The organism is Caballeronia udeis, from assembly GCF_044909315.1.
GTDB classification, from domain to species: domain Bacteria; phylum Pseudomonadota; class Gammaproteobacteria; order Burkholderiales; family Burkholderiaceae; genus Caballeronia; species Caballeronia udeis_A.
In genome coordinates, this window is sequence record NZ_JBIYEB010000015.1 from 112289 (window position 1) to 134147 (window position 21859).

Annotated in this window: 21 protein-coding genes and 1 pseudogene; 21 read left to right on the forward strand and 1 reads right to left on the reverse strand. The window is 60.1% G+C overall.

Annotated features, from left to right (window positions below; translation table 11 throughout):
* Positions 1-4 precede the first annotated feature (4 nt).
* From ABH944_RS23670 to ABH944_RS23770, 21 genes and pseudogenes are all read left to right on the forward strand, one after another.
* Complete coding sequence (locus tag ABH944_RS23670) at positions 5-589, forward strand: hypothetical protein (protein ID WP_404609730.1); 585 nt, start codon at positions 5-7, stop codon at positions 587-589.
* 60 nt (positions 590-649) lie between these two features.
* A complete protein-coding gene (locus tag ABH944_RS23675) occupies positions 650-1255 on the forward strand; it encodes a chromosome partitioning protein ParA (protein WP_404609729.1) in 606 nt (201 codons plus the stop codon).
* A 3-nt stretch (positions 1256-1258) separates the two neighbouring features.
* Positions 1259-2209, forward strand: coding sequence for a hypothetical protein (locus tag ABH944_RS23680; RefSeq protein ID WP_404609728.1), 951 nt, complete (start codon positions 1259-1261; stop codon positions 2207-2209).
* Between the two features lie 6 nt (positions 2210-2215).
* A complete protein-coding gene (locus ABH944_RS23685) occupies positions 2216-2350 on the forward strand; it encodes a helix-turn-helix domain-containing protein (protein WP_404609727.1) in 135 nt (44 codons plus the stop codon).
* Between the two features lies 1 nt (position 2351).
* Positions 2352-4544, forward strand: a complete 2193-nt coding sequence (locus ABH944_RS23690; protein WP_404609726.1) for a hypothetical protein — start codon at positions 2352-2354, stop codon at positions 4542-4544.
* A 129-nt stretch (positions 4545-4673) separates the two neighbouring features.
* Entirely contained in the window at positions 4674-5090 is a 417-nt protein-coding gene (locus ABH944_RS23695) for a GNAT family N-acetyltransferase (protein ID WP_404609725.1), read from the forward strand.
* A 1-nt stretch (position 5091) separates the two neighbouring features.
* Positions 5092-6018: a tail fiber domain-containing protein gene (locus tag ABH944_RS23700; protein WP_404609724.1), complete on the forward strand. Its 927-nt coding sequence runs from the start codon at positions 5092-5094 to the stop codon at positions 6016-6018.
* On the forward strand, positions 6018-6611 hold the full coding sequence (locus tag ABH944_RS23705) for a hypothetical protein (protein ID WP_404609723.1): 594 nt from the start codon (positions 6018-6020) through the stop codon (positions 6609-6611). The genes ABH944_RS23700 and ABH944_RS23705 overlap by 1 nt, the downstream gene beginning before the upstream one ends.
* Positions 6608-6964 (forward strand): hypothetical protein, encoded by a 357-nt coding sequence (locus tag ABH944_RS23710; protein ID WP_404609722.1) that lies wholly within the window; start codon positions 6608-6610, stop codon positions 6962-6964. The genes ABH944_RS23705 and ABH944_RS23710 overlap by 4 nt, the downstream gene beginning before the upstream one ends.
* Position 6965: 1 nt before the next feature.
* Positions 6966-8963, forward strand: coding sequence for a transglycosylase SLT domain-containing protein (locus ABH944_RS23715; RefSeq protein WP_404609721.1), 1998 nt, complete (start codon positions 6966-6968; stop codon positions 8961-8963).
* Positions 8960-11071: a hypothetical protein gene (locus ABH944_RS23720; RefSeq protein WP_404609720.1), complete on the forward strand. Its 2112-nt coding sequence runs from the start codon at positions 8960-8962 to the stop codon at positions 11069-11071. Before ABH944_RS23715 ends, ABH944_RS23720 begins: the two co-directional genes overlap by 4 nt.
* A 74-nt stretch (positions 11072-11145) precedes the next feature.
* Positions 11146-12309 (forward strand): hypothetical protein, encoded by a 1164-nt coding sequence (locus ABH944_RS23725; RefSeq protein ID WP_404609719.1) that lies wholly within the window; start codon positions 11146-11148, stop codon positions 12307-12309.
* A 22-nt stretch (positions 12310-12331) separates the two neighbouring features.
* Positions 12332-12520, forward strand: coding sequence for a hypothetical protein (locus ABH944_RS23730; RefSeq protein WP_404609718.1), 189 nt, complete (start codon positions 12332-12334; stop codon positions 12518-12520).
* A complete protein-coding gene (locus tag ABH944_RS23735) occupies positions 12517-12810 on the forward strand; it encodes a hypothetical protein (protein WP_404609717.1) in 294 nt (97 codons plus the stop codon). Before ABH944_RS23730 ends, ABH944_RS23735 begins: the two co-directional genes overlap by 4 nt.
* Positions 12803-13285 (forward strand): glycoside hydrolase family 108 protein, encoded by a 483-nt coding sequence (locus tag ABH944_RS23740; RefSeq protein WP_404609716.1) that lies wholly within the window; start codon positions 12803-12805, stop codon positions 13283-13285. The genes ABH944_RS23735 and ABH944_RS23740 overlap by 8 nt, the downstream gene beginning before the upstream one ends.
* 54 nt (positions 13286-13339) lie before the next feature.
* Positions 13340-13849 (forward strand): GIY-YIG nuclease family protein, encoded by a 510-nt coding sequence (locus ABH944_RS23745; RefSeq protein ID WP_404609715.1) that lies wholly within the window; start codon positions 13340-13342, stop codon positions 13847-13849.
* Positions 13833-14399, forward strand: a complete 567-nt coding sequence (locus tag ABH944_RS23750; RefSeq protein ID WP_404659510.1) for a hypothetical protein — start codon at positions 13833-13835, stop codon at positions 14397-14399. The genes ABH944_RS23745 and ABH944_RS23750 overlap by 17 nt, the downstream gene beginning before the upstream one ends.
* A gap of 344 nt (positions 14400-14743) precedes the next feature.
* Positions 14744-15760: pseudogene (locus ABH944_RS23755) on the forward strand (NADH-quinone oxidoreductase subunit M); the annotation flags it as partial.
* Positions 15761-16050: 290 nt separating this feature from the next.
* Positions 16051-16785: a gluconate 2-dehydrogenase subunit 3 family protein gene (locus ABH944_RS23760; RefSeq protein WP_404609713.1), complete on the forward strand. Its 735-nt coding sequence runs from the start codon at positions 16051-16053 to the stop codon at positions 16783-16785.
* Positions 16785-18563: a GMC family oxidoreductase gene (locus tag ABH944_RS23765; protein WP_404609712.1), complete on the forward strand. Its 1779-nt coding sequence runs from the start codon at positions 16785-16787 to the stop codon at positions 18561-18563. Before ABH944_RS23760 ends, ABH944_RS23765 begins: the two co-directional genes overlap by 1 nt.
* Positions 18560-19903 carry a c-type cytochrome gene (locus ABH944_RS23770; RefSeq protein ID WP_404609711.1) on the forward strand — a complete coding sequence of 448 codons (1344 nt, stop codon included), beginning with the start codon at positions 18560-18562 and terminating at the stop codon, positions 19901-19903. The genes ABH944_RS23765 and ABH944_RS23770 overlap by 4 nt, the downstream gene beginning before the upstream one ends.
* A 75-nt stretch (positions 19904-19978) precedes the next feature.
* On the opposite strand, the gene ABH944_RS23775 is transcribed toward ABH944_RS23770, so the two are convergent.
* Complete coding sequence (locus tag ABH944_RS23775) at positions 19979-21859, reverse strand: ABC transporter ATP-binding protein (RefSeq protein WP_404609710.1); 1881 nt, start codon at positions 21857-21859, stop codon at positions 19979-19981.

Genomic DNA, 21859 nt, shown 5'->3' on the forward strand with positions numbered 1-21859 from the left:
AGACATGTCTTTCATTGCATATGACCCTCTCCTCGGTGCCGTCAAGCTGACGGATATCGATCCGACCGGCCCCGGTCCTTCCAACCTCGTGGCCGGTACCGGTTCGAGCCGCATGAACTTCTCGATGGAAGTGCTGCGTGGCTACGATCCGGCGCTCGGCGGCGGCGAATTCGTGTTCGCGCAGTCTGGCGGCACGATCGCAGCAGGCACCGTTTGCCAGTTCAACGAATCGCTCTCGGCTGCCGGCGTCATCGTCGATACGGCTGTCGCTTGGGCCGGTACCGCAAATAGCGGCGATGTGCTCGGCGTGGCGATGGCGGCTCTCACCGTCGGCCAGTGGGGCTGGTTCCAAGTTGGCGGCCATGCTGTCGTCACGTGCCAAGGTGCGCCGGTTGCAGGTAACCCGGTGTATTGGCAGGCGGCAGGCGTAGTCAGCCCGACGCTGGTCGCCAGCAAGCAGATGGAAGGCGCGAAGTTTGCAACCGCACCCGCCATTACACTCGGCTCTGGCAGTACCGCAGTTGTTCTGTCGGCGACGCAGGCTGTCTTGCTGCTGAACCGTCCGAGCGCCCAGGGCAATATCACGTAAAACCCCTTCGGGACGGGCTTCGGCTCGTCCCTTCTTTTTCTCTCTCGGAGGCTTCCCATCATGGATTTTGCACAGGCTCGCATCGTCGAACAGGGCAATTCGCTGCATGTCACACACGGCGACGATAGCCGACTCTATGTTGAATTCACGAACGAAGCGATTCACCAAACGTTCCTGTCTGAAGAGGCAGGGCGCCCGATTTTCAAAGATGTCCCGCATGTCCGCATTCATTTCCCAGGCGATCGCACGAAGCAGATCTTTCGCCCGGTGAAGTTTCAAGACGACTATCAGGGACCAGCCGACCCGGTGCGTTTCCCCCGGCAATGGGCCGCGTTCCAAGCGCAGGCCGAGCAGATTCAGGACGGTACGCCGATCGAGCAATGGGGTCCGCTGACCAAGTCGCAGGCCATGGAACTGAAGTCGATGCACATTCATACGGTCGAGCAACTGGCCGGCATCGCCGACAACAATTTGACGTGGATGGGCTCGCGCGAGCTGCGCGAAAAAGCGATCGCATGGCTCAAGCAAGCCGACGACGGTAAGCATGCAATGCATCTGCAGGGCGAGCTCGAAAAGCGCGATGCGGTGATCGAAGACCTTCAGCGTCAGATGAAGGAAATGGCGTCGCTGGTGCATGCCGGCGCGGAAGCCAAGGCGAAGAAATAAGCCATGACCCAGCCCCTTACCTCGCTGAATCAGAAAACGATCCTGAGGATTATTCAGGAGGTAATGGGCGACTTCGGTTTGCCGATCCCGACGCAGATCATCGGCAATACCGACAAGACGGTCTCGCAGATGCTGATCCATGCAACACGCGTGGGCGAAGATCTGGCAGCGCGCGGCAGCATCAACGATGGCTGGCCTGTCATGCGCAAGGAGTACACGTTCAATCTCGTGGGCTACGGCGGCTATTCAGGCAATACCACGCTCGGTTCGAACGTCATCACGAACATGAACACGGTCGCGAATATCGCGGTCGGCATGATCGGCACCAGCACGCAGACGCCCTACGGTGTGACGGTAACGGCGGTCGATCCAATTGGCATGACGGTCACGCTCAACCAACCTGCGCTCGCTACCGACACCGGGGCACTGTTCTCCTTCGGCAATGAGTCATATGCGATTCCCGCCGATGCGGACCATTTCATCCAGCAAACCGGCTGGGATCGTTCATTCCGCTGGCAACTCGTCGGCCCTCTCTCCGCGCAGGAATGGCAGGTACTGAAGTCAGGCATTAGCCCCACAGGCCCGCGGCTGCGCTATCGCATCATGGATGGCCTGATCTTCGTGAACCCGGTACCAGCTTCCCTCGACAACCTGGTCATGGAGTACTACTCAACCGGCTGGTGTCAGTCATCGGCCGGCGTCGCGCAGACCTCCTGGATGGCCGATACCGACACGCCGGTGCTTCAGGACCGTCTCTTCATTCTCGGCATGATCGCGCGTTTCCTGAACCGAAAGGGCTTCGATTCGAGTTCCGCGCAGCGCGAGTACGACGACGCGGTTGAAGCCGCTATCGGGCGTGCTGGCGGCTCTCGCGTTCTGCCGATGAATGCGCGGGCAGAACCTCCGATCCTGCTTGGTTCCGCTAACGTCCCGGATACCGGTTTTGGCAGTTAGTAAGAAATGGACAAGCAAAAAGTAATAGAACGGATCATCGAACTGCGCTCGAAGGGCGTATCAATCGCTGCCGTCTGCACCCGCCTCGGGATCAGCCGCGCGACCTATTACCGGTACGTCGCCAACACCGCAGAGGGCTGATATGCGCGCGCAGGTCAACCGCAGGCCCCGTCTCCAAACCGAATCGATCCCGCCACCTGTTGGCGGGCTCAATACGCTCGACGCGGTTGCCAACATGGAGCCGACCGACGCCATCATCATGGACAACTATTTCCCGGGCACCGCTGATGTGCCGCTGCGAAATGGCTATGAGACATGGGCACCCGGACTGACGAACGTCGAGACGCTGGCGGCATACACTTCCGGCACGCAGAAAAAGCTCTTTGCGGTTGCTGGCGGTAAGGTCTACGACGTGACGGCCAGCCAAGCGGTGGGCTCTGGAAATGTCGTGGTTGAGGGACCGTTCACGGGCGTGGCCGGCCAGACGACTCTCGCTCTCTCGCAGACATACGGTAAATCAGCCGATCTCCTCGTGCACTTCGACGGGCAGTATCAAGGCTACGATCAGTACACCGTCGGCACGAACAGCATCACGTTCAACTCTCCGATACCACCTGGAACCGTTCAGGTCTATATCGAGAGCATTGGCGCGCCGGACGCGAGTATCACTGCTGAAGGGCCGTTCACCGGCGTCGGTGGACAGACCGTGCTCACGCTCTCGCAGGCCTATGCCGGCGCGACTAGCCTGCTGGTGTACTTCGATGGAACGTACCAGGGCTACGACCAATATTCTGTCAGCGCCAACCACATCACCTTCACATCAGCGATCCCGAACTACGTAGGCAAGGTCTACATCATCGGTGTGAGCATCGGGAATATCGCCACCGAGGGGCCTTTCACCGGATCCGGTCAGACGACGCTCACTCTGTCGAAAGTCTATCCATCCTCCGCGAACCTGGTCATTCATTTCGATGGCGGCTTTCAGGGACCGGACCAATACACGATCAGCGGCACTACGCTCACGTTCGCCGCGGCTGTACCGGCCGGCGTCCTCAAGATATACGTCGTGGCCTTCGGCTCCTCCATCATTTCCGGACTGACGAACTCGCGCTGGCAGTGGGTGAATTTCAGCAATGCCGGACTCGAGTTCCTGATCATGGTGAACGGTGTCGATCCCATGCTGCTGTACAACGGAACGACCTGGCAGGAGGTCACGGAGTCCTCGACGCCGATCGCAATCACGGGCGTGGATCCGCATCTGTTCGGCTGCGTGAACGTGTTCGCCAATCGCCTGTGGTTCGGCATCATCGACACGTTGCAGTCCTACTATCTGCCGATCGGGCAGGTAGGCGGCGCTGCCGCGCTGTTCGATATCGGCCCGCAGACTACGCTTGGCGGCTATCTGATGGGGATGGCGACGTGGAATATCGACGATTCCGCCGGGCTGAATCCGTACATCGTGTTTGTCTCGTCCGAAGGTGAATGTGTCGTCTATCAGGGCTCGGACCCCTCGCAAGCGTCCAGCTTTGGCATTGCAGCGCATTTCCGCATTGGACGGCCGCCGCAGCGCCGGTTCTACGAGAAGTACGGGTCGGACATCGTCTTTCTTGGCTCGGACGGCTTGACGCCGCTTAGCCAGGCGCTCATCAGCGACCGGTCGACGATCAATGCATCGCTCACGCGCAAGATCAGCCCTTCGGTCACAAGCGATGTTGCAGCCTACGGGGCGCATTACGGATGGCAGGTCGTGCTTTATCCGGACGGCAAAAAGCTGCTGGTGAACGTGCCGACCGCTGAGGACGTGAGTTCCTATACCTACGTGATGAACACGACCACGAACGCGTGGTGTCGCTTCACGGGCTGGAATGCGATCTGTTATTGCTACTTCAACGGTGCGCTTTATTTCGGCGGTCCGAACGGCGTGGCGCTCGCGGATGTGGGATCGAGCGATGGGCTGAACGCGATCAACGGTGATATCAAGCCGGCGTTTAGCTATTTTGGCAACCGCGGCGTGCAGAAGTATTTCAAGATGATCAAGCCGGTGTTTCTCGCCAGCTCATCTTTCGCGCTCACGATGGATCTCTCGACCGACTTTAGCAACTCGCTGCCTACTTCGACGCCGTCGTTTTCGCAGGGCTCTGTCGCGCCGTGGAACACGACGCCGTGGGACAAGGTTCCATGGAGCGGCGCCCAGGTCATTCAGTCCGATTGGGAGTCGATCGACGGGATCGGCTATGCCGCGACCTACCGCATGCGCACCGCGACGGCCAACGTTTCTTTCTCGATCGAGTCCGCGACATGGCTTTATGAGCCGCAGGTTGAAGTCACGCTCTAAATTGCCGCTGCCTACAATCCGAACCAGATTTTCCATCTTCATGCACGCGGGGACTTCCTCGCGGTAAAAGGTGCGCCGAGCTAGCCGCGCGCCTTCGTGCATTCCAGCTTTGCGCATCGGGAAACCACGATGACACGCATTGTTTGGAACGAATCTCAACGGGTAGGCCAATGGGTGTGCGAGCGCACCGGCGGCGTCTATTCGGCTGTCGACAGCACCGCTATCGGCCTTGAGCGCGGCACTGATCTCATTGCCGGTGTTCTATTCGACCACTACAACGGCGCGAGCATCGCGATGCACGTCGCGGCTGACGGCCCGCACTGGCTGAATCGCGCCTACTTGCGCGGCTGCTTTACCTATCCGTTCGTTCAACTCGGCATCAAAAAAATCATTGGCCTCGTTGATTCGTCGAACGCGGCCGCGCGGCGTTTTGATGAACACCTCGGGTTCGTGCTCGAAGCGACCATCGAGGACGCCGCTCCCCATGGCGACTTGCTGATCTACAGCATGACTCGCGCGCAGTGCCGATATATCCAGGGGGCCTGACATGGGCGGCAAAAGCTCTTCACCGGCACCGGTCAATCCTTACGATGCAGCAGCAGCGCAGACGCAGACGAATCAAGCGACTGCCGCATACAACAAGGATCTGAACCTTAACAATTATTCGGGCACCTTCGGCTCGCAGACTCAGCAGCAAATTGGCACGGGCGCGTCGGGCGCGCCGATTTACGCGACAACCGACACCGCCAGCCAGCCACTGCAAAGCCTGATCAATGGGTCGGAAAGCGCGGCCGGGAACGCGAACCAGATCACGTCGAACTCCATTTATGGACTCGGCGGTGTCAATCAGAGCCTGAGCGGCGTCAATCAGCAATTGCAGGGACTCAGCTCACAGATCAACCCTGCAGCCGCGCAGCAGGCCAATCAGCAGGGCCAGCAGGCTGCCTACGCTGCGCAAACGCAATACCTTGATCCTCAGTTCTCGCAGGAAGGCACGAGCCTTCAATCGCAGCTTGCCAATCAGGGCCTTACGCCCGGATCGCAGGCCTACACGAATGCGATGACGAATTTCAACAATTCGAAGAATCAGGCATATAGCAACGCGGCCAATCAATCGGTGCTGACTGGCTCTCAGATCGGTTCGCAAATGCTGCAGAACAATCTCAGCGCAGTGGGCGCGCAGGGCAGCTTGCTTGGCGAGCAGGCGACGAATCTGGGACAGCAGGGGAACAATTACAACCAGCAAGCATCGCTTGCACAGGTCCCGTACAGCCAATTGAGCAGCCTCGCAGGGCTTGTCCCGAGCAGCACTGGGATGGCGACATCGTCGACGCAGCCGGCCAATATCACGCAAAACTTGCAGAACCAGTACCAAGCTCAGCTCAATTCCGATAATGCCAGCAACCAGGCGGCGAACTCGACGGATGCGGGGCTCGTCAGCTTGGCTGGCACCGCCGCGATGATGTTCTTCTAATGCGAAACGATCTCCTCCAGGCGCTGCGCGAAGTACGCGCGACCTATCCGGCAATCGATCTTCTCGATCGCGAGCGATTCATTGCGAACCTCGTTTTCGTGCACAACGTGATCACCGCGACGCCGCAGCTTCTTTCTGTTGCGATGAATAAAAGCCATGGCGATCTATCTAACTATTTTGAGGCGCATCTCGAGGAAGAACTAAATCATGCGGCATGGCTAGCCTATGACCTCTCGAGCGCCGGAATAGATGTCGCAGATATGCCTCCCTCGCCGCTGGCGATGGCGATGGCGGGCTCGCAGTATTACCTGATTTATCACGCAGAGCCTGCTGCGCTACTCGGCTATATGGCTGCGCTCGAATGCTTCCCGTCTCCGCTTGATCAAGTGGAAACGCTTGAGCGTGTACACGGTCAGGCGCTGTGCCGGACGCTTCGATACCACGCGACGCACGATATCGACCACGGAGAGGATGTGCTTGATCAGGTAGATGAACTGAGTCCGCGGCAATTCGAGATCGTGAAGCGCAACGCTATTCAGACGGCAACCTATATCGGCGCCGCAATCTCGGAAATGCAAGGGGCGATCAAATGAGCGGCTATTTCGGCATGGGCGGAGATCCAAACAGTGCAATGGGGTATGCCCCGCCGACCGGTGCCACGGCTGACGGCAGCACTCCCGATGACTTGATGAGTGGATATACCGGAGGTTCCGCTGCTGGCGCTGGCGCTCCTGTGAATGGCATGAACCAGATGATGCAGATGATGCTCATGCAGCAAGCAATGCAAAACGCAAGCAAGATCGGACAGGCCCCGATCAATACCGGAATGCTCGCCCAGGCGACTACGCCTCAAGCCTCTGTCATGCCTGCGCAAGCGATGCCTCAGCCTGGCGGCCAACAGATCAACCCCGCCATGCTTGGCGCAATGATGAACCGGGGAGTGTGATATGGCAGGTCCGATGATGGGCGGTATGAATCCGTTAATGGCGATGCTCTCGCCGGATCAGCAGCAGAGCTATGCACAGCTTCAGATGCAGCAGGCGATCGGGCAAAACATGCTGCAGCAGGGTCAACAGCCGGTCGACATGGGCCAGTACCCTGTTGGCGGAATGTCCTATCGTGTGAGCCCGCTGAATGGCATTGCGAAGGTTCTGCAGAGCGTCGCTGGCGCGAAGATGATGCGCGACTCGATGGGTCAGCAAGCGCAGCTCATGGGGCAAATGTACGGCAACGCGTTCGGTGGCGGTCAGCAGTCTGCGCAGCAGCCCCAGCAAGATCCTACGGATGCTGGCGGCATGACCGGCGGTCAATCTGGTCCGGGCGTGGTGTCAGCGCCAGTACCGACTCCGGGTGCAGCGCCGAGCGGTGCAGCGCTGGGGGCGGCAATGGGCGGTGGTGCAGCGCCAGCGCAACCCGCACCGCAGGCGCAAATGCCTAACGGTGCCTTGACGCTTCCGGGCAAAACGCCACAGCAGTCCATGATGATCTTCAGCATGTTAGGCCCGGAAGGCTATGCGCGAATTCTTAGCCAATGGGCCGCGCCGACTGACGCCACGCGTTTGGCAACGGCGGCCGGGATGCCGACCGCGCCTGCTAATGCCGCGGCTCTTGCGAAGGCCAATTACATCCCGCCGATCAGCGGGACGGGTATCTTGCGCAACCCGCTCAACCCGTCGCAGCCGGTCGCGTTCAATCCAGCTGTGCCGGAGGGTTCGCAGCCCTTGTTTGACGCGTCCGGGAATGTTGCGCGCATCCAGCCTATTGCAGGCGCTCAAGCGACCATGCAGGGCAATGCAGCGGCGACGGCTGCCGGCGAAGGCAGTCAACTCCCGTACGCGGGCGTCGATGCACAGGGCAATCCTCTCCCGGTTACGAGCCGCACGGCCGCAGTATCTCAGGCAGGCGCAACGACCCCCGCAAGCTCCGCGATAGTGCAAGCCGAGAGCGTCGGCAACCAGAATGCTGTTTCTCCCAAAGGTGCGCTTGGTGCATGGCAGGTCATGCCGAACACGAACGCGAATCCCGGTTTCGGCGTGCAGCCCGCGAAAAACAACTCGCCCGCGGAAATGAACCGCGTCGGGCAGGATTACTACAACGCCATGACGCAGCGTTATGGCAGCCCGACCATCGGCGCCATTGCATACAACATGGGGCCGGGTGCAACGGATTCGTGGCTTAAGTCTGGCGGCCAGTTCGAGAAACTTCCTCAGGAAACGCAGAACTATGTCGGCAAGGTCAGCACCTTGACGGCACTCAACAGCGGGGCTGGTTTGCCTCAGGTGCAAAGCGGGGCAATCTATGCTGCCCCGCCGATGGGCGCGCAGGCCGGCGCTACGTCCAATGCGACCAATCTCCAAAATGAGATGTCGAAGAAATGGACCGATCTGAACGCCGCGAATCAGCAGGCGCAGAGCACTGTTTCATACCTGCAGAACATCAAGACTTTGGCGCCAGCCGCTGCTACCGGACCGCAGGCGGACCGCCTGAATTACGCCAATGGCCTTCTATCTCTCGCCGGTAGCGAAAAGGCGACGGACGCGGTGACGGCCACCGATCTGCTGAATAAGTATTCGAATCAGATCACCGCGCGTCTGAGCGCGAATGGCATGGGCACGGACTCGGCGCGGACCATCTTGCAGTCCGCCTATCCGAATGCGCATATGACGCCGCAGGCAATCAGCGAAGCGGCAGATAACCTGATCGGCGCGCAGCAGATGACGCAGGCCAAGACGCGATTGCTCGCGCCGCTGCGCAATGCAGGCGATGCGCAAGGCTATACGAACACCGAAATGCAGTTCGACCAGAACGCCGATCCGCGCATCTTCCAGTACGCGAATATCCAGGACCCGACTGCGCGCGCAGCGTTCGCTAAAAACCTGATGCAGCAGGATCCGAAGATCGTCACGAAGATTCAAGCGCTGCAAAAGCTCGGAGCGATGCAATGACAGATCTCGCCGCTCAGTTTCTCGCTGATGCGGGTGCTGCGCCAGCGAGCGCCGCGCAACCTACTGCGCCATCCGCGACAGGGCTTGCAGCGCAATTTCTCGCAGATGCAGCGGCGGCACCAGTCCCGGCGTCGGCAGCGGGCGGCACGGGAACCGCGGCTTCTCCTTCCGCTGCCGGGCAATTCATGCGGCAATTGGGCCTCACGGCGCGTGCCGGAATCACCGGTGTGACCTCTCTGCCAGCGATGGCCGGCGACGCGCTCAATGCAGGCGTGAACAAGGTCTTAGGAACCCATCTCGCTCCTGTCTCTACGTCAATTCAGAACATCGAGAATTCTATTGGCCTTCCGCAACCGCAGAACGGGGCTGAGCGCGTCGTACAGGATGCCGCCAGTGCGATGGCGGGCGTGGTTCCATCTGTAGGTGTTGGGAAAGCTCTCGCGGGGGCTGCATCGCCTGTATCGCAAGCCATTGGACAGGCTTTGCAGACGACACCGGGTGCACAGATTATGGGATCGGCCGGCGCTGGTGCTGGGTCGGGCACCGCGCGCGAACTAGGGCTTGGACCGGGCTACCAAATAGGCGCCGCCCTCTTGGGTGGCGCGGGGGGCGTTACAGCTGGGTCACTGGGTACTTCTGCCGCACGCGCACTTACGCCGAGATCAATCAGTGCCTCCCCGATCACTCCGGCCGCTGCCGCATCGCTTGCCGATTCAGGCGTCGATCAGGCCGTCAACGAACTCGGCCCACAAGCGCGCCTCTCGTATGCCCCTGAAGCGTCGATGACTGGCCCGGTTGACCCGAACAATCCGGGCGCGATGATGTCACCGACGAAGCAGCAAGTGGCAGGCGCGATCATGCAGAACCCCGGTCTGGATGCCGCGACAGCGCTGCGCAATCAAGACTTCCAAACGCTCGGCATTCAGCCGACGCTCGGGCAGATTACGCGAGATCCGACGCAATACGCGCAGGAATTGAACATGCGCGGCGCGAGCGGCATTGGCGAGCCTCTGGCGAACCGCTTCAATCAGCAGAATACGCAGCTTCAGCAGGCGCTCTATGGCCTCGCTGGCAACCCTTCCGATGCCTTCCAGGCTGGAACCGCGCTCAAAGGTTCGCTGCAAAACATCGACAGCCAAATGCAGCAGCAGGTTTCGAATGCCTACGCGGCTGCGCGCGCATCCAGCGGCAAGAATCTCGACGTGCCGCTAACCGGTCTCGCGCAGGACTATGCGACGACGCTAAAGAATTTCGGCAATAACGTGCCGAGCGGCGTGCAAAACAATTTCAACGAATTGGGGCTGATGGGTGGCACGCAGCGGAAGACATTCTCTATTGAGGATGCAGAAAATCTGCTGAAGGTCATAAACCAGAACCAGAGCAATGATCCCGCGACCAATACGGCGCTCGGCACGCTTCGCGATAGCGTGAAGAGTGCGATTTTGTCTGCCGATGACCAGGGCGGCGTCTACGCGCCAGCACGCGCGCTCGCCGCGCAACGCTTCGCCCTTCAGGAACAGATCCCGGCGCTGGAAGCGTCAGCAACCGATTCGATTAATCCCGACGACTTCGTTCGCAAATATGTGATCGGCGGCAAGACGGATCAGGTATCTGCTATGGCGAATCTGCTCAAGTCGCAGGCACCGGATGCGTTCAATGAGGCACGCAACCAGATTGGCGGCCAGCTCGCGCTCAAGGGGTTTGGCAATAACGTGGCCGGCGACGCTCCGTTCAAGCCAGCGGGGTTCGCCCAGCAGATGCAGGCTTTCGGTCCTTCGAAGCTAGCGGCGTTTTACTCGCCCGATGAGATCAGCCAGCTAAACGCGATTGGGCGCGTTGGTTCGTACATGAATTCGTTTCCGTCTTCGGCGCCTGTCAACACTTCGAATACTGCCTCGGCGCTCGGCTCCCTGGTGGAATCGGGAGTGAAGAAGATTCCATACGTCGGCGGTTTGATCGAGAACGCTCAGAACCGCGCTTTGGTAAATCGTGCGCTGGCGGCCCGGCTTTCAGATGCGGCGCAGCAGCCTGTTAATACCCCGACGCAGAACGCCCTTGGGGCGCTGTTGCTGCAGCAGGCGCCACGCACGCCAAGCTCGAACCCCTGACTTGAGGATCAGATATATGGCTACCGACATCATGGGCGCCAAGGCGCAGATTGAATTTTGCATAGGGGTTAGCAATGCCTTTTAACGGAAGTGGGTCATATTCGCTGCCATACAACTGGCAGACCGATGCAGCCAACGGACTGGATATCAGTTCCTCGCGCATGCAAGGCCAAGATCAGGATATCGCTTCTGCGCTTTCCATCTGCATGACGAAGGATGGACAGCAGACTGCGGCGAATAACCTGCCGATGGGCGGCTTTACACTCACGAATATCGCCAACGCGAGCCTGCAAAAGCAGCCGATCTCGGTTCAAGACTTCCAGAATGGTACGCCAAACTGGGTCGGCACCGTCACCGGAACTGACACGATAACGGGTGCAGCGAACATTGCGCCTCAAGCCTATGCGGCGGGCCAGAAGTGGCGCGGGATTATTGCGGGTCCAAACGTCACCAGCACGGTCACGATGAACTTCAACGGGCTCGGCGCGGTTTCGGTGCCAGGCCTCGCGATTGGCGCATTCGTCGCAGGCCAGATATTCGAGGTCACCTACGACGGCGCGAATTTCCAGCTCAGCACATCGAATGGCCACGGCTCGCTCGTCAACGTCCAACTCATCACCGCGAGCGGCACCTACACGCCGACGCCGGGCGCGACGAAGGGCTTTGCATGGGTACAAGGCGCGGGCGGTGCTGGCGGCGGCACCGGCGCGACAACGGCCAATGGGTGTTGCGCGGGCGGTGGAGCTTCGGCGGGCACATTCGCTATTGTCGATCTCGCCACACTCGCGTCCGAGGCCGTGACTATCGGCGCGGCCGGTACCGGTGTTTCTGGCGCCAATGGCAATAACGGCGGAGCAACCGCATTCGGTGCCCTATGTTCGTGCCCTGGCGGCCTCGGCGGTGGCGCAGACGGTGCAATCCATGGCGGTACGTCGGGTGCTGGGGACGTAGGCGGTCTTGCGGGCGTTCCGCCGGCCGCACCAAGTGGCACCGGCAACATCATCTTTTCGCAGCAAGGCGCACCGGGAATGGCCGGTCTTGCGTTGCTCAATCCGCTTGGCGGCAAGGGCGGCGACAGCTTCTGGGGCTCTGGTGGCCTAGGCGCCCCGGCCACTCTTGGGACTGCCGGGACGAACTATGGCGGTGCCGGCGCAGGATCGGCGCGCACAGGCAGCCAAGCGGCCAGCACCGGATATAACGGCGCGCAAGGTGCAGTGCTCGTTTTCGAGTACACGTAATTCAATGTCACGGGGAAATGACATGGCTATCGATCCACGCAACGCATGTGAATGGTGCGGGCATTTTCACGACAAGCTTTGTCCGAATGTGAAGCGGTATGAGTTCGATAAAGACGGCGCTCGAGTCGCGGTCGAGTTCTTCGCACCCGTCGACCACCTTCATCCCGAACTGCTCGAAGCGGCTCGCAAGATTCTTGAGGGGAAACCATGACGCTCGATGGCGGTTGGGCTCTCATCATTTCAGGGATTCTCGTGCTGGTGCTGGGTGGTGTCGGCATGCTCGTATGGCGCCATGTGGATAACGCCCAAGCCGATGCAGACAAGGCGCTTGAAGAACTGAACGCGTTCAAGCTAGAAAGTCTCCGGTTCCAAACGCATGTTGCAGAGACCTATGCGCGTCTGGCGGGAGTAGAGCGCATGGAGACGAACATTTTTGCAACAATGTCCAGGTTTGAAGTCAAGCTGGACAAGCTACTTGAGCACGGGAGCCAGCATGGCTAGCTTTGACGACGCATTCACGGCGCTGATCGGCAACGAAGGCGGCTACTCCTTCAATCCGGCCGATCCTGGCGGTGAGACCATGTGGGGCGTCACAGCGCGCGTCGCGCAGGCATGGGGTTACGCTGGCGCGATGAAAGACCTGCCTCTCGATACCGCCAAGCAAATCGCAAAGACGAACTATTGGGATCCGTACCAATGCGATCAGTTTGACCCGCGCATCGGCTTTCAGGTCTTCGACGCCGCCTATAACGGCGGTCACCCGGCGCAATGGTTGCAGCAAGCGGCCGGTGTGACGGCAGACGGATCAATCGGCGCAATCACCGTCGCGGCCGTGCGTAACTCGGATCCTCTGAAGATCATCATCCTGTTCAACGCTTCGCGCCTGCTCTATTACACAGGCCTTGAAGCGTGGGGAAGCTTTGGAAAGGGTTGGACTAACCGTATCGCAAACAATCTGACTCGGGGTGCATCATGAACGCTGATTTTGATAAAATATCGGCATTCCGAATCAATTTTTAGCGAGGTCGATATGGCATCCGGCGTATACAAAATCATCAACAGCGTAACTGGTGAATGCTATATCGGATCGACTCGGAGCATGCGCGGAAGGATGGCGGAACATAAATACAAGCTCCGCTGCGGTAAGCACAACGCCATGCTGCAAAGAGCGTGGGACTATTTCGGTGAAGAAGTATTCGAATTCGTCCTCATCGAATCATGCCCGCTTGATTCCTTGAAAGAACGAGAGCAATTTTGGATGGATACGCTGCGGCCTGCATATAACATCAGCCCAAATTCGAAAGACCAAACAGGCACGAAGCACAGCATTGAGACGCGCAAGCTGGTTTCCGAATCACTCAGGGGAAATAAGCGGACTCTCGGGTTCAAACATAGACCTGAAACACGCGAAAGAATGTCGTCGCGCCTGATGGGCGTCAAGAAAACGGATGAACATCTTGCCAAGCTGAGAGCCGGATATGCGGCATATCGAGCGAGGCTGAATCTCAGCAAGGGGATCGGAAATGTCGGGATGGACTGATGCTTTAGGCGTAATTGAGAAGCTTGCTCCAACGATCGCTACATGCGTTGGCGGCCCGCTTGCCGGCGGAGCGATAAGCGCCCTGGAAGGCGTTCTTGGACTCACCCCACAGCCGAGCTCCTCAACCGACGATCGGCAGAATGCCATTGCCGCAGCGCTCAGCGGAGCAACGCCGGAGCAATTGATGGCAATGAAGAAAGCTGACCAAGACTATGCACTCGGTTTAGCCCAAGCAGGCTTTAAGGATACCGAGACATTGGCAAGCCTGAAGGTCCAGGATACTGTGAGTGCTCGGGACATGCAGACCGCGAACAAATCGCACGTCCCAGCGGCTCTAACGTTCCTGATCACGGTCGGCTTCTTTGCGCTGCTGATCGGCTTGTTCTGCGCACCCGTTCCGGAAGCGAGTAAGGCGCTGATCTATTCGGCGACAGGCACGCTTGGAACGGTATGGCTGGTCGTGGTGCACTTCTGGTTCGGCAGCACGAGCGATACGGGCCAAGTGAACACCCTGCTGGCGAACTCGACGCAGACGCCGCCAGCCAAATAGCTCAATGAATCACCGCGGCAACTATCGCGGTTGAGGGGCAGGGCGGGGCATCAGGCCCCGTCGCTTCACACGGTCGAAGCTGCGGGCCGATGGTTTGCTTAACGACTGCCGCCCCGGGTGCGGGCTGCGACGGATCGCCGCCTCCTCCGCATGCCGACAGAATGACGCACAACATAATCCCCGTGATCGTTTTCATTTTGCTTTCCCCTCGTGGTTAAAAAGTTTCTAATATTTCCTGCCAACTTCCCGCAAAGCCTTATGCTGTCGTGCCCATTTCTTGAGCAAAATATTAGAAACATATCGGCTAAAACGCTTATCCGGTAAGGCCGAGACAGCATTTTTATCTGTTGTATCTCTATCAGCAATCGCATACCTTCGACCTCGCCAGCTGGCAAGCGCTGCCCATGGGCTTTACGCCGCAGGTGCTGGTGTTCATCGCGTTCTTCGCCGCCTTTGCGGTCAAGGTTCCCATGTGGCCGATCCACACATGGCTGCCGCAGGTCCACCTTGAAGCGCCCACGGGCGCCTCGGTTGTGCTCGGCATGTTGAAGCTCGGTGCGTACGGGTTTCTCCGCTTTGCATTGCCCGTCACGCCCGACGCGGCGTATTTCTTTTCGCCGGTGATCATCGTGTTGTCGTTGATCGCGGTGATCTATGCGAGCCTGGTTGCGCTGGCGCAGACCGACATGAGCAAGCTGCTAGCGTACTCGGCCATCGCGCACATGGGCCTTGTCACGCTGGGACTGTTCCTGTTCAACGACATAGGCATGGACGGCGCAATCGTTCAGATGATTTCATACGGCTTTGTCTCGGGTGCGATGTTTCTTTGCATCGGCATTCTGTGGGAGCGGTTGCATACGCGTTCCATGGACGCCTATGGTGGCGTCGCCAACGTGATGCCGCGGTTCGCGGTCTTCGCGATGCTGTTTTCCATGGCCAATGTGGGCTTGCCCGGCACCTCGGGTTTTGTCGGCGAATTCATGGTCATCATGGGCGCCGTCAAGTTCAACTTCTGGATCGGGGCGCTGGCTTGCACCACGCTGATCCTGAGCGCTTCGTACACGCTCTGGATGTACAAACGGACAATCTACGGGCCCGTTGGCAATGCGGGTGTGGCCGGTCTTTGGGACCTCGGCAAGCGAGAGTTCGGCATGCTGGGCGCGCTCGCGGTGCTGGTGCTGGCAATCGGCGTTTATCCGAAACCCCTGACCGATGCCATCGATGCATCCGCGGCCAATCTGCTCAAGCAAGCGGATGAATCGAAGCAACCGCACACGGACTATCTCCCTGGGCCGGACACCGGACTGCATGCATCGATTCACGCGCCGGCACCATTCCTGGTTCACGCCAAAGGGTTCTGATGTTTGATCGGCCCTCCGGGATATCGCGCTGCACGTGGCGAGTCCCGGCTTCCCGCGAGGGCTTTCTGCCGGGCGTACTCGAACAACAGACCGCCGCATAACTTTGCAGACTTCGCAGAGCAAGCATGCAGCAAGCGCTGCTGCATGCTTGCTCATCGCCGCCGATCGGTTCATTGTTCATGAAATTCCAGCCAGATCAGCGGCTCGGCAAGCAACAACGCACGCGATCAAGCTGGCAATGAAGCTGGCAGTAAATAAGCTCCCCAAGAATAATTAAAGGAAACTTCCCCATGCTCAAGTTTCTCAGCGTCAAGCAATCTAGTGACAGCAGGCGCACTTTCCTGCGCAAGTCCGTCGCCTTGGTGCCAATCGCAAGCATCGCCGGCTGCGACCTCACTTCGACCACCCCGTCCAATACAGCTACTCCCTCAACGCAAGCAAGCGCGTCGCCCTATACCCCCGTTTTCTTCGATGCCAAAGAATGGGCATTCATAGGTGCGGCCGTCGACCGCCTGATTCCTGCCGACGCCAACGGACCCGGCGCAATCGATGCGGGCGTGCCTGAATTCATCGACCGCCAGATGGATACGCCTTATGCGCACGGTGCGCTCTGGTACATGCAGGGTCCGTTTCAAGAAGGTCCGCCCGAGCTCGGCTATCAGTTGAAACTCGTACCGCGCGACGTGTACCGAATGGGTATTGCGGCCGTTGACGGGTACTGCAGCAAGACCTACAACAAGACCTTCGCTGCGCTCGACACGGCCACCCGCGACACCGTGCTGGGCCAGCTCGAAACCGACAAGATCGAGTTCGACGAGGTCCCCGCCGGGACCTTCTTCGCGCAGTTGCTGCAAAACACCCGCGAGGGATTTTTCTGTGATCCGGTGCACGGCGGCAACCGCAACATGGTCGGCTGGAAGACCATCGGTTTTCCGGGTGCACGCGCGGACTTCATGGACTTCGTCAACCAGGACGGCAAGCCTTATCCGTACGGACCGGTTTCGATCAAAGGGGAGCGCACCTGATGGCCGCACAGAAAAAGCCGCACGTCGATGCGGTGATCGTCGGTTTTGGCTGGACGGGCGCGATCCTCGCGAAAGAGCTGACCGAAGCCGGATTGAAAGTGGTGGCGCTCGAGCGCGGCGAGTATCGCGACACCTATCCTGACGGCGCGTATCCGAACACGATCGACGAGCTCACCTACAGCGTGCGCAAGAAGCTGTTCATCGACCTGTCAAAAAACACCGTCTCCATCCGCCATGGCGTGAATGACACGGCGCTGCCGTATCGCCAGCTGGCGGCGTTCACGCCGGGCGAGGGCGTGGGAGGGGCGGGCTTGCATTGGTCGGGCGTGCACTTTCGCGTGGCGCCTGAAGAGTTGCGTCTGCGCAGTCATTATGAGGAGCGCTACGGCAAAAATTTCATTCCGGAAGGCATGACGATCCAGGACGCCGGCGTGAGCTACGAGGAACTTGAACCGCACTTCGATTTCGCCGAGAAGGTGTTCGGAACCTCGGGGCAAGCGTACAAGGTGAAGGGCCAGATTGTTGGCGATGGCAATATTTTCGACGCTCCGCGAAGCGATCATTTCCCGTTGCCCCCGCAGCTGAATACGTATTCCGCCGAGCGGTTCGGGCGGGCTGCCAGGGAACTGGGGCTGCATCCGTACCGCTTGCCGTCGGCGAATACGTCGGGACCGTACACCAATCCCTATGGCGTGCAGATGGGCCCCTGCAACTTCTGCGGTTTTTGCAGCGGGTACGCGTGCTACATGTACTCGAAGGCATCGCCTAACCTGAATATCCTGCCGGCGCTCAAACAGACGCCGAACTTCGAGTTGCGCGTGAAGTGCCACGTACTGCGCGTCAATCTCGACGATACAAAAAAGCGCTCCACCGGCGTGACCTATCTCGACGCGGCCGGCCGCGAAGTCGAGCAGCCTGCCGACCTGGTGATCGTCGCAGCGTTCCAGTATCACAACGTCCGGCTACTGCTGCTCTCGGGTATCGGCAAGCCCTACGACCCGGTCTCGGGGGAGGGTGTCGTCGGCAAGAATTTCGCGTACCAGAACCTGTCGACCATCACCGCGTTCTTCGACAAGGACACCTACACCAATCCGTATATTGGCGCGGGCGGCAACGGTGTCGCGGTGGACGACTTCAACGCCGACAACTTCGACCACGGGCCGCTCGGCTTCGTTGGCGGTTCGCCTTGCTGGGTCAACCAGGCGGGCACCAAGCCGATCAGCGGCATTGCGACTCCCGCGGGTACGCCGAACTGGGGCAGCGCATGGAAGCAGTCGGTGAAGGACAACTACCTGCATACGGTCTCCATGGACGCGCATGGATCGAACATGACGTATCGCGATGTCTATCTCGACCTGGATCCGACTTATAAGGACCCTTACGGGCAACCGCTCCTGCGCATGACCTTCGACTGGAAAGACAACGACATCAAGATGGCGCGCTACGTAACGGGGCAGATGCACAAGATTGCCGAGGCGATGGGGCCGGTCGCCATCAACGTCTATACGCGCGAATTCGGCGGCCACTTCGACACGCGTCGCTACCAGACCACGCATCTTGTTGGTGGCGCGATCATGGGTACCGACCCGAAGACCAGTGTGCTGAATCGTTACCTGCAAAGCTGGGATGTGCACAACGTGTTCGTGATGGGGTCGTCGGCGTTTCCGCAGGGGATCGGCTACAACCCGACCGGCCTCGTGGCGGCGCTGGCCTATTGGTCGGCCAAGGCGATCCGCGAGCAGTATCTGAAGAACCCCGGCCCGCTGGTGAGCGCATGAGGACAATTAAAATATCGGTGGCAGCGGCGCTGTTTGCACTTGCATCGTTGGCCCAAGCCCAATCTCAAGCAGATTCCGCGATGATTGCGCGCGGCGAATACATTGCCCGCGTATCGGATTGCATCGCGTGTCACACGGCGGTGAACGGCAAGCCGTTTGCGGGCGGCCTGAAGCTGGACACGCCGATCGGGCCGATTTATTCGAGCAACATCACGCCTGACGCCGGCACGGGTATTGGTTCGTACACCTTCGATGAATTCGACCGGGCCCTGCGTGAAGGGGTTAAAAAGAACGGCGACACCCTGTATCCGGCGATGCCGTATCCGTCATATTCGCGCTTGTCGGGTGACGACGTGCACGCGCTGTACGCCTATTTCATGCATGGCGTGAACCCGGTTCAGCAAAGCAATCGCGCGACCGGAATCGTCTGGCCGCTGTCAATGCGATGGCCGCTCGCGCTATGGCGCACGGCGTTTGCGCCCAAGCCGCAACCGTTCGCGACGTCGGCCGGCGCGGACCCGGTGCTGGCACGTGGCGCTTATCTCGTGCAGGGCGCGGGCCATTGCGGCGCCTGCCATACGCCACGTGCCGTGACCATGCAGGAAAAAGCGCTGACCGATGCCGACGGCCCCGATTATCTGTCCGGTGGTGCGCCTATCGACGGCTGGGTGCCGGCAAGCTTGCGCGGCGAGCAGAGGACGGGCATTGGCATGTGGAGCGAGACCGACATTGTTCAATTCCTGAAGACCGGACGCTCCCCGCACACGGCAGCTTTTGGCGGCATGACTGACGTGGTCGCCCACAGCGTGCAGTTCATGACTGACGCCGATCTGAGCGCGATTGCCCGTTATTTGAAGAGTCTGCCGCCCAAGCTTCAGGGGCAAACGCCGTACGTCTACGACGACACGGTTGCCAAGGCGTTACGTACAGGCGATGTCGGCAAGCCGGGCGCTGCCGTGTACCGCGATAACTGCATGGGGTGCCATCGCAGCGACGGGAAGGGTTACACGCGCGTGTTTCCTGCGCTCGGCGGCAATCCTGTGGTGCAGGGGGAGGACGCGAGTTCGCTGATTCACGTGGTGCTCTCCGGGAATACGCTGCCGGGCGTTCGCACGGCGCCCTCGTCATTCACCATGCCGCCGTTGGGATGGCGTCTCTCCGATCAGGAAGTGGCCGACGTCTCGAACTTTGTGCGCACGAGCTGGGGCAATACCGGTTCCGTGGTGACAGCGGAACAGGTCACGAAAATGAGGAAGTTGGTAAAACCGCCGGGCATGCCGCCGATTGGCGGCAGCGCCAAGATAGATGCGAATGGAACAAGCGGGCAGACCAGCAATTAACAGCAGTAGAACAGTCGCTTTGACGTAAACATACCGATGCAATACAACGGTCCGGGTGCTGCCCGGACCGTTGCATCACGTGCTGGTGCTCAACGAGGGATCGTCCGCATAACCGCTTGGCCTGCCGCTCGCCCGCGCGGTCTTTTCCGGTGCGGCGCGATCGGTCACCAAGCCGAGCGCCTGCCGTTCGAACAAACGCCGGTACAAGCCGTTGTCGAGCTGGATCAGCTTCTCGTGGCTGCCTCCCTCGGCAATCCTGCCTTTGTCCAGCACGAGCAGCCTGTCGAGCGCCCGCACCGTAGAAAGCCGGTGAGCGACCACCACGGTGGTGCGGCCGACCATCAGCCGCTCCATTGCCTGCTGGATCAGCACTTCGCTCTCGCTGTCGAGGCTCGACGTTGCTTCGTCCAGGATCAGGATGGGCGCATCCGCGAGGAACGCCCGGGCAATCGCCACACGCTGGCGTTCACCACCCGACAACTTGATGCCGCGCTCGCCCACGAGCGTTTCATAACCCTGAGGCAGCGCCGCGATGAAATCGTGGGCGCTGGCTTGCCTGGCGGCCCGCTCGATTTCCGCGCGGGTGGCGCCCGGCCGGGCATACGCAATGTTCTCCGCGAGCGAGCGGTGGAACAGCACCGGCTCTTGCTGGACGATCGCGATCTGACCACGCAGCGACGCCTGGGCGACATCGGCAATATTCTGCCCGTCGATCATGATCCTGCCGCCCGAGATGTCGTACAGCCGCTGGATAAGCTTGATCAGCGTCGTCTTGCCGGACCCCGAGTGACCGATCAACCCGACACGCTCTCCCGGCGCAATCCGCACCGAGAAGTCGTCATACAGCGGCTTCGCGTGGCCGTCGTAGCTGAAGGTCACATGCTCGAAGCGGATCTCGCCTTCACGGATCGCGATAGGGCCGGCATCGGGTTTGTCTTCCACGCCCAGGGGCTGACCTTCAAGCGATACGAGCTCTTCCATGTCGTTGACCGAGCGCTGCAGATTGCGCACATGCATTCCGACTTCGCGCAGATAACCCTGCAGCATGAAGAACATGGTCAGCGTGAACGTGATGTCGCCCACACTGGCCTTGTCCGCTTCCCAGAGCAACAGCGCAGCACCCAGGATTGCCGCCTGCATGACCACCAGCATGCCGCCCTGCACACCGCCGTTGATCGTGCCGCGCGCCCAGGTGCGCCGCGTGCGATGACGCCACTTGCCGATCACGCGGGCAAGCCGCGCCTCCTCGCGCGTTTCCGCACCGAAGGCCTTGACGACCGTGTTGCAGCTCACCGCGTCTGCCAGCGCGCCGCCCATGCGGGTGTCCCAGGCGTTGCCCAGGCGAGCGGCCGGCGCAACAAAGCCGAGCGACAGGCTGACCGTCACCGCAATATAGAGCAGCGACCCGAGGCCCACGACCACCCCCATCACCGCCCAGTGCATGCCGAGCAGCACGGTCGCGCCGACCAGCATGACCAGCGACGGGAGCAGGGCGATGAGCAGCGTGTCATTGAGCAGGTCGAGCGCCCACATGCCACGCGTGATCTTGCGCACGGTCGAACCGGCGAAGCTGTTGCCGTGCCAGTCAGCGGAAAACCGTTGCACGCGATGAAACGCGTTGGCGGCAATCTCGCTCATCATCTTGAGCGTCAGCACAATGATGTTCATGAAAACGAGCTGACGCAGCAGCGTGCCGGCCAGCCCGAGACAAGCCAGGATACTGAACGCGGTGGTTGCCGCGCGCCATGCCAGCTCCTTGCCGGCCGCGCCGGCGGCGAGTGCATCCACGAGACGGCCTGCGTAGAGCGGCGTGAGGACGTCAGCCAGTGCCGACAGCAGCGCGAGCGCAACAATGGCGACGATGCGCCACGGTTGTTTGCCCCAGTGAACGACAGTGAAGCCGAGAACGTCCTTGAACGCCCGTCCGCCGAAGTCGAGTTTTTTCGTATAAGCCAT

Excerpts from the sequence above, each read along its gene's own strand:
- ABH944_RS23750 (WP_404659510.1), top strand. The coding sequence starts at position 13,833 with ATGTCGGGATGGACTGATGCTTTAGGCGTAATTGAGAAGCTTGCTCCA.
- ABH944_RS23770 (WP_404609711.1), top strand. The coding sequence starts at position 18,560 with ATGAGGACAATTAAAATATCGGTGGCAGCGGCGCTGTTTGCACTTGCA.
- ABH944_RS23695 (WP_404609725.1), top strand. The coding sequence starts at position 4,674 with ATGACACGCATTGTTTGGAACGAATCTCAACGGGTAGGCCAATGGGTG.
- ABH944_RS23775 (WP_404609710.1), bottom strand. The coding sequence starts at position 21,859 with ATGGCTTATACGAAAAAACTCGACTTCGGCGGACGGGCGTTCAAGGAC.
- ABH944_RS23670 (WP_404609730.1), top strand. The coding sequence starts at position 5 with ATGTCTTTCATTGCATATGACCCTCTCCTCGGTGCCGTCAAGCTGACG.
- ABH944_RS23680 (WP_404609728.1), top strand. The coding sequence starts at position 1,259 with ATGACCCAGCCCCTTACCTCGCTGAATCAGAAAACGATCCTGAGGATT.
- ABH944_RS23685 (WP_404609727.1), top strand. The coding sequence starts at position 2,216 with ATGGACAAGCAAAAAGTAATAGAACGGATCATCGAACTGCGCTCGAAG.
- ABH944_RS23765 (WP_404609712.1), top strand. The coding sequence starts at position 16,785 with ATGGCCGCACAGAAAAAGCCGCACGTCGATGCGGTGATCGTCGGTTTT.
- ABH944_RS23735 (WP_404609717.1), top strand. The coding sequence starts at position 12,517 with ATGACGCTCGATGGCGGTTGGGCTCTCATCATTTCAGGGATTCTCGTG.
- ABH944_RS23675 (WP_404609729.1), top strand. The coding sequence starts at position 650 with ATGGATTTTGCACAGGCTCGCATCGTCGAACAGGGCAATTCGCTGCAT.
- ABH944_RS23730 (WP_404609718.1), top strand. The coding sequence starts at position 12,332 with ATGGCTATCGATCCACGCAACGCATGTGAATGGTGCGGGCATTTTCAC.
- ABH944_RS23710 (WP_404609722.1), top strand. The coding sequence starts at position 6,608 with ATGAGCGGCTATTTCGGCATGGGCGGAGATCCAAACAGTGCAATGGGG.
- ABH944_RS23760 (WP_404609713.1), top strand. The coding sequence starts at position 16,051 with ATGCTCAAGTTTCTCAGCGTCAAGCAATCTAGTGACAGCAGGCGCACT.
- ABH944_RS23720 (WP_404609720.1), top strand. The coding sequence starts at position 8,960 with ATGACAGATCTCGCCGCTCAGTTTCTCGCTGATGCGGGTGCTGCGCCA.
- ABH944_RS23690 (WP_404609726.1), top strand. The coding sequence starts at position 2,352 with ATGCGCGCGCAGGTCAACCGCAGGCCCCGTCTCCAAACCGAATCGATC.
- ABH944_RS23725 (WP_404609719.1), top strand. The coding sequence starts at position 11,146 with ATGCCTTTTAACGGAAGTGGGTCATATTCGCTGCCATACAACTGGCAG.
- ABH944_RS23745 (WP_404609715.1), top strand. The coding sequence starts at position 13,340 with ATGGCATCCGGCGTATACAAAATCATCAACAGCGTAACTGGTGAATGC.
- ABH944_RS23700 (WP_404609724.1), top strand. The coding sequence starts at position 5,092 with ATGGGCGGCAAAAGCTCTTCACCGGCACCGGTCAATCCTTACGATGCA.
- ABH944_RS23705 (WP_404609723.1), top strand. The coding sequence starts at position 6,018 with ATGCGAAACGATCTCCTCCAGGCGCTGCGCGAAGTACGCGCGACCTAT.
- ABH944_RS23715 (WP_404609721.1), top strand. The coding sequence starts at position 6,966 with ATGGCAGGTCCGATGATGGGCGGTATGAATCCGTTAATGGCGATGCTC.
- ABH944_RS23740 (WP_404609716.1), top strand. The coding sequence starts at position 12,803 with ATGGCTAGCTTTGACGACGCATTCACGGCGCTGATCGGCAACGAAGGC.